Annotated in this window: 6 protein-coding genes and 3 tRNA genes; 7 read left to right on the plus strand and 2 right to left on the minus strand. The window is 33.7% G+C overall.

All coding sequences use genetic code 11. The features are described 5' to 3' along the window. Positions 1-551 precede the first annotated feature (551 nt). Both J2X17_RS18855 and J2X17_RS18860 read left to right on the plus strand, forming a co-directional pair. Positions 552-1,403: a transketolase gene (locus tag J2X17_RS18855; RefSeq protein WP_310301615.1), complete on the plus strand. Its 852-nt coding sequence runs from the start codon at positions 552-554 to the stop codon at positions 1,401-1,403. Positions 1,404-1,477: 74 nt separating this feature from the next. After that, positions 1,478-2,431, plus strand: coding sequence for a transketolase family protein (locus J2X17_RS18860; protein WP_310301617.1), 954 nt, complete (start codon positions 1,478-1,480; stop codon positions 2,429-2,431). Between the two features lie 199 nt (positions 2,432-2,630). Here the strand turns inward: J2X17_RS18860 and J2X17_RS18865 are convergent, their stop codons facing one another. Further along, positions 2,631-3,746, minus strand: coding sequence for a BamM family beta-barrel-assembly machinery protein (locus J2X17_RS18865; RefSeq protein ID WP_310301619.1), 1,116 nt, complete (start codon positions 3,744-3,746; stop codon positions 2,631-2,633). Between the two features lie 79 nt (positions 3,747-3,825). On the opposite strand from J2X17_RS18865, the gene J2X17_RS18870 reads away from it, so the two are divergent. Together J2X17_RS18870 and J2X17_RS18875 are read left to right on the plus strand one after the other, a co-directional pair. Next, positions 3,826-4,215 carry an RNA-binding S4 domain-containing protein gene (locus J2X17_RS18870; RefSeq protein ID WP_310301621.1) on the plus strand — a complete coding sequence of 130 codons (390 nt, stop codon included), beginning with the start codon at positions 3,826-3,828 and terminating at the stop codon, positions 4,213-4,215. 121 nt (positions 4,216-4,336) lie between these two features. Continuing rightward, a complete protein-coding gene (locus tag J2X17_RS18875; RefSeq protein WP_310301622.1) occupies positions 4,337-4,837 on the plus strand; it encodes a phosphoribosyltransferase domain-containing protein in 501 nt (166 codons plus the stop codon). On the opposite strand, the gene J2X17_RS18880 is transcribed toward J2X17_RS18875, so the two are convergent. Then, on the minus strand, positions 4,829-5,347 hold the full coding sequence (locus J2X17_RS18880; RefSeq protein WP_310301624.1) for a shikimate kinase: 519 nt from the start codon (positions 5,345-5,347) through the stop codon (positions 4,829-4,831). The genes J2X17_RS18875 and J2X17_RS18880 overlap by 9 nt on opposite strands. 126 nt (positions 5,348-5,473) lie before the next feature. Between J2X17_RS18880 and J2X17_RS18885 the strand changes: the two genes are divergently transcribed. The 3 genes from J2X17_RS18885 to J2X17_RS18895 all read left to right on the plus strand — a co-directional run bounded on the left by J2X17_RS18885 (position 5,474) and on the right by J2X17_RS18895 (position 5,784). Continuing rightward, a tRNA-Lys gene (locus tag J2X17_RS18885) sits at positions 5,474-5,546 on the plus strand. Positions 5,547-5,584: 38 nt separating this feature from the next. Continuing rightward, positions 5,585-5,657, plus strand: a tRNA-Lys gene (locus J2X17_RS18890). A 44-nt stretch (positions 5,658-5,701) separates the two neighbouring features. Next, positions 5,702-5,784 (plus strand) — tRNA-Leu (locus J2X17_RS18895). The last annotated feature ends 216 nt before the right edge of the window (positions 5,785-6,000 follow it).

A 6,000-nucleotide genomic window follows, 5' to 3' on the forward strand; every position in this document is an offset into this window, starting at 1 on the left:
TTTGGGGGTTATTATCAAAAGCGAAAATACAATTTTTATCTTTAATATCTTACAATCAATTTAATAGAACAAGAATAAATTGTTAAAAAAATAAATTATGAATAATATTTTAAGTATTGTTTAATATTTATAAATACCACAAAAGCCTACAAAACAGCAGATTAACCAAGAAAAGCAAGGAAAAATATTAATCATTGCTGGGAAAATTAACATTTAATCCATAAAAAAAACAAATACATTAAAACCAGTATTGGTAAACAAAACCAAAAAAAACATCGCTGCACAATTAAGATCAGGGTATAAAAACCAAGATTAAAGTAAATACTACGTCAAATTCAATCAAATTATCATATTTGGAATTTATTTTTTATTGAATTTTTGCTAATATAATTTCAAATTACCGTATTCATCGCAAAACATTTCAGAGTTTTTTTTCACCTCGATAAAAAAAGTCAAACAATTTAACAATTATCATAAACTAAAGCAAAAAATCATTTGTCTGCCCACAAAATAAAATTTACTTTTGCCATAGTTTAACTTTTACATATAAAATGAAGCCTAACACACAACAATTAAGCGATTTAACTATCCAAGTAAGAAGAGATATTCTTCGAATGGTACATGCTGTCAACTCAGGCCACCCAGGTGGTTCTTTAGGTTGTACTGAATTTTTGGTAACCTTGTACCAAAATATTATGGACCGTAAAGAAGGTTTTGATATGGATGGAATTGGAGAAGATATTTTCTTCCTTTCTAACGGGCATATTTCTCCTGTATTTTATAGCGTTTTAGCACGTAGCGGTTATTTCCCTATTTCAGAACTTGCTACTTTCAGATTATTAAATTCTCGTTTACAAGGACACCCAACAACTCACGAAGGATTACCTGGAGTTCGTATAGCTTCTGGTTCATTAGGACAAGGCTTATCTGTAGCCCTTGGTGCTGCTCAGGCAAAAAAATTAAATGGTGATAATCATTTGATCTATACTTTACACGGAGACGGAGAATTACAAGAAGGTCAAAACTGGGAAGCGATTATGTATGCTTCTGCTAAAAAAGTAGACAACCTTATTGCAACCATTGATGTTAACGGAAAACAAATTGACGGAACAACGGACGAAGTTTTACCAATGGGAAGCATTCGTGCTAAATTTGAAGCTTTTGACTGGGATGTTATAGAAATTGCTGAAGGAAACAGTATCGATGCAATTCTTGCCGGTTTAACAGATGCTAAATCAAGAACAGGAAAAGGAAAACCAGTTTGTATTTTATTACATACTGAAATGGGTAATGGTGTAGACTTTATGATGCACACACATGCGTGGCATGGTAAAGCACCAAACAACGATCAGTTGGAAAGTGCTTTAGCTCAAAACTTTTCAGCAGATCAAATCGATTACTAAAAAAGCTATAAGCTTTAAGCAGTAAGCTTTATGCCTATTGCCTACAGCCTATTGCGTACAGCAAAAAAACAAAAATGAAAAAATATACAAATACAGGAAGTAAAGATACTCGCTCGGGTTTTGGAGCAGGAATGACTGAACTAGGTCAAAAAAACGAAAAAGTTGTAGCATTATGTGCTGATTTAATTGGATCATTAAAATTTGATGAATTCAAAAAAAATCACCCAGAGCGTTTTTTCCAAATCGGAATTGCAGAAGCTAACATGATTGGAATTGCTGCAGGTTTAACTATTGGAGGAAAAATCCCTTTCACAGGAACTTTCGCTAACTTTTCTACAGGAAGAGTTTACGATCAAATCCGTCAATCTGTTGCTTATTCAGATAAAAACGTAAAAATTTGTGCTTCTCACGCAGGTTTGACACTTGGTGAAGATGGAGCAACACACCAAATCTTAGAAGATATTGGTTTAATGAAAATGTTGCCTGGAATGACTGTAATCAACACTTGCGATTACAACCAAACTAAAGCAGCTACTTTAGCATTAGCAGACCATCATGGTCCTGCTTATTTACGTTTTGGTCGTCCGGTAGTACCTAACTTTACTCCTGCTGACGAGCCTTTCGTAATTGGAAAAGCAATTTTATTAAACGAAGGAACTGATGTAACAATCGTTGCAACGGGACACTTAGTCTGGGAAGCTCTTGTTGCTGCTGAAGCTTTAGAAGCAAAAGGAATTTCTGCCGAAGTAATCAACATTCACACTATCAAACCACTTGATGAAGAAGCGATTCTAAAATCATTGGCTAAAACAAAATGTGTGGTAACTGCTGAAGAACACAACATACTTGGAGGTCTTGGAGAAAGCATTTCAAGAGTATTAGCATTAAATACTCCGGCTCCACAAGAGTTTGTAGCTGTAAACGATAGTTTTGGTGAATCTGGAACTCCAGAACAATTAATGGAAAAATACAAATTAAACAATCAGGCGATTGTTGAAGCCGCAGAAGGAGTTATCAAAAGAAAATAATTTTTAAATTTTCTTACTTATAGAAAAGCCTCGAAAGTGATTTCGAGGCTTTTTTCATGCTTTCAAATAACCCTAATCTCATTCATAATTAAGATAAGAATCAGGAAATATTAAAAAAGAACAATTTTAGATTTCTCACATATAAAAAAACCTCGAAAGTTATTTCGAGGTTTTTTTATATGACTGAATTAAATTTTAATTAATTCTTTTGATAAGGATATGTTTTATCTACGTGTATTCTCAATCTTCCAGCTGCTTTATAATCTTCGTCAATATATGCTCTTGGATTTGTAATAGACTCAGGTTTACTCGGATCTGCAAGAGCACCAGTAGGTCTTCTTGGAATTCCCCATATTTCTGTCTCATCAACATTTAACGTTTTAGGATTATCTAAAACAGGATCAAAAGGGTAAAAAGTACTTATACCTGAGTAAGCCGCATCTTTAGGCTTAGTTACCTCAAAAAATGTCGTATAACCATCCCCGTCATCATCGTAATCTAAAAAGTCCGGAATACCATCTCCATCAGTATCATCAATTAAATTAGCCGGCGGATTTGGATATGCCACTTTATCACTAAAATTATACACATAACCATCATGATTGACATCTTCATTATAATCAGACACGCCATCCAAATCATGATCCGTTCTTGTAAAATCAAATAATCTAAAACTAAATACTAATGGCGAATACGCTGGAATATTTTCTGTAGCCGAAGCATAATACGCGAGCCCTGAAGGTAAAAACATAACACCCGCCCCATAATTATCGTAGGTCTGAACTCCGTTTGCATCTGTTGTCGAAGTACCAATATTAAATTGAGGAAAAATCTCCTTCCATCCATCAACAAAAACCCCTCTATCTCCCTGGCCATCTAAATTCCAAATCCCGGGAACATCATCACTACTGTCAAAAGATGTTCCGTTTAACAAATTACCATCATAAGTAGCAAAAATTCGATCCGTATTCATAGGAGCCTGTCCAACACCTTTTCGTAAAACCAAATAATATACTTTGTACATAATATTATCATTAAAAACATCTCTTGTTTTTAATTCATAGGTTTTCTGATCCCAAATTGAGATTTGTGTACCTCCAGCTGGAATTTTAGAAATTGTAATATCATAATTAGCAGTAACCTCCTGAATATAATTAGTCTTTAAATATTTCTCAATAGAATCATTGTCTGCTTTATATTGTTCCGTATAATCTCTTAAAGGAACGACCACTGGTTCATCATCATCATTTTTATTACAAGAAATCATAGAAATACCTGCAAGCAATAAAATAAAATAATATTTAAATTTATTCATTATTGTTAATTTTTTAGGTGCGCAAGATACAATATTGATTTATTTTTGTAAAGAATTTAACTTCGATTTTAGAAAAATTATGAGAATAGACAAATACCTATGGTGTGTACGTTATTATAAGACCAGAAACATGGTGACTGAAGCGTGCAAAAAAAATCACATCACTGTAAATGGGCAGGTTGCCAAGCCATCTAAAGAAGTTTTTCCAACAGATAGAATTACCTTTAGAAAAGATCAAATCACACAGATCATCACCGTACTTGACATTCCGGAAAGTCGTGTGGGAGCAAAACTTGTTGATATTTACCGAAAAAACGAAACTCCACCGGAAGCATATGTGCATTTAGAATTGCTAAAGCTATCTAAAGAACATTATCGCAAAAGCGGAACAGGAAGACCAACCAAAAAAGACCGAAGAGATATCGACGAATACGGAAATGAGATTTTTGATGAAGAAGAAGAAAATTAAATTCCAATCTTTAAATTCCAAATTCCAAAAGTGTTTTCTAAAAATTGAAATTTCAAAAAATTGGAATTTGGATTTTTTATATTGGAATTTAAAATCACTATTTTAGCAAAAAAAATACATCATGAGCAAAAACATCATCTTAACTAATCAGGAAATCGAACACAAAATCAAACGTATCGCCTATCAAATTTACGAGACTTTTGTTGATGAAGAAGAAGTAGTGATCGCCGGAATCGCTTCTAATGGATCTGTTTTTGCCAAAAAAATAGCGTTAGCCTTAAGCAATATATCAACACTTAAAGTTTCACTTTGTGAAGTTAAAGTAGACAAACAAAATCCGCAATTACCAATACAAACTTCTCTGACTACTACAGAATATGCAAACAAAGGATTAGTACTTGTTGATGATGTATTAAACTCAGGCACCACTTTAATCTATGCTGTCCGTCATTTCTTAGACGTTCCGCTTAAAAAATTCAAGACAGCAGTACTTGTAGACAGAAATCACAAAAAATACCCTGTAAAGGCAGATTTCAAAGGAATTTCACTTTCAACCTCTTTACTAGAGCATGTTCAGGTCGTTTTTGACGACAAAGATGGCGATTATGCCTTTTTAAGCTAAAAGCGTAACGATATCCTGAACCGTTTCTTCGACAGTTTTATTATCAACTACAACCTTATGTTGCGCATGGTTATAATAGAAACTGCGATCGAATAAATGTTTCGCGATAAATTCCTTCATTTCTTCTTCATCCATATTCGCAATCAAAGGACGCTTACTTTTATTGTGCAGTAATCTATTATATAAAGTCTCTATTGAAGCTTTTAAATAAATAGACACAACATCATCACTTTTTAATAATTCGTGATTATTGGCGTAACAGGGAGTTCCTCCACCCAAACCTATTATACTATTTTCTGAAGAATGAAGTAATTCAACAAACATTTGGTGTTCTAATTTTCTAAAATAGATCTCTCCGTGTTGCTCGAAAATTTCATTTATTGACAAATTTGCTCTTTTTTCGATGCATTTGTCTAAATCTAAAAACGGAATATTTGTAATTTTTGAAAGATTTTGGGCAATAGTTGACTTTCCGCAACCCATATATCCTAATAATATGATTTTTTTCATTTTAATAAAACCCTATAAACTAGGGCATTGTAAACTTTGGTTAAAAAAAGACAAATTTATAATAAAAATGCTTGCAAATAATAAAATAAACTCCTTATATTTGCACCCGCATTCAAGAAACATAATGACTCGATAGCTCAGTCGGTAGAGCACATCACTTTTAATGATGGGGTCCTGGGTTCGAGCCCCAGTCGGGTCACAAATTGTGATTTACAATATAAGTTTCTTGAAAGCAATGACTCGATAGCTCAGTCGGTAGAGCACATCACTTTTAATGATGGGGTCCTGGGTTCGAGCCCCAGTCGGGTCACAAAAAGGTCGAGTAATTTATTTTACTTGACCTTTTTCTTTTTTGGCCACGTGGAGAAACGGTAGACTTGCCATCTTGAGGGGGTGGTGCTCGTAAGGGCGTGTGGGTTCAAATCCCACCGTGGTCACTTGAGGAGACAACTACTTGATAGTTGTCTCTTTTTTTTATACCTATAAATATTGGTTCGATTTTTTTCATAGACAATCCTTAGTCTGATATTCAAATAAACCTTTAAAAGCTACAATTCCAGGATCATGCACAAAAGTTGGGGATTAGGCAAAAAGATTCGATAATCTAAATAAGAAGAAGTCTATGTTTCTCACTCCTCTAAATTGGCTTCTAA

The organism is Flavobacterium aquidurense, assembly GCF_031458035.1.
In the GTDB taxonomy this organism is placed as follows: Bacteria; Bacteroidota; Bacteroidia; order Flavobacteriales; family Flavobacteriaceae; genus Flavobacterium; species Flavobacterium aquidurense_C.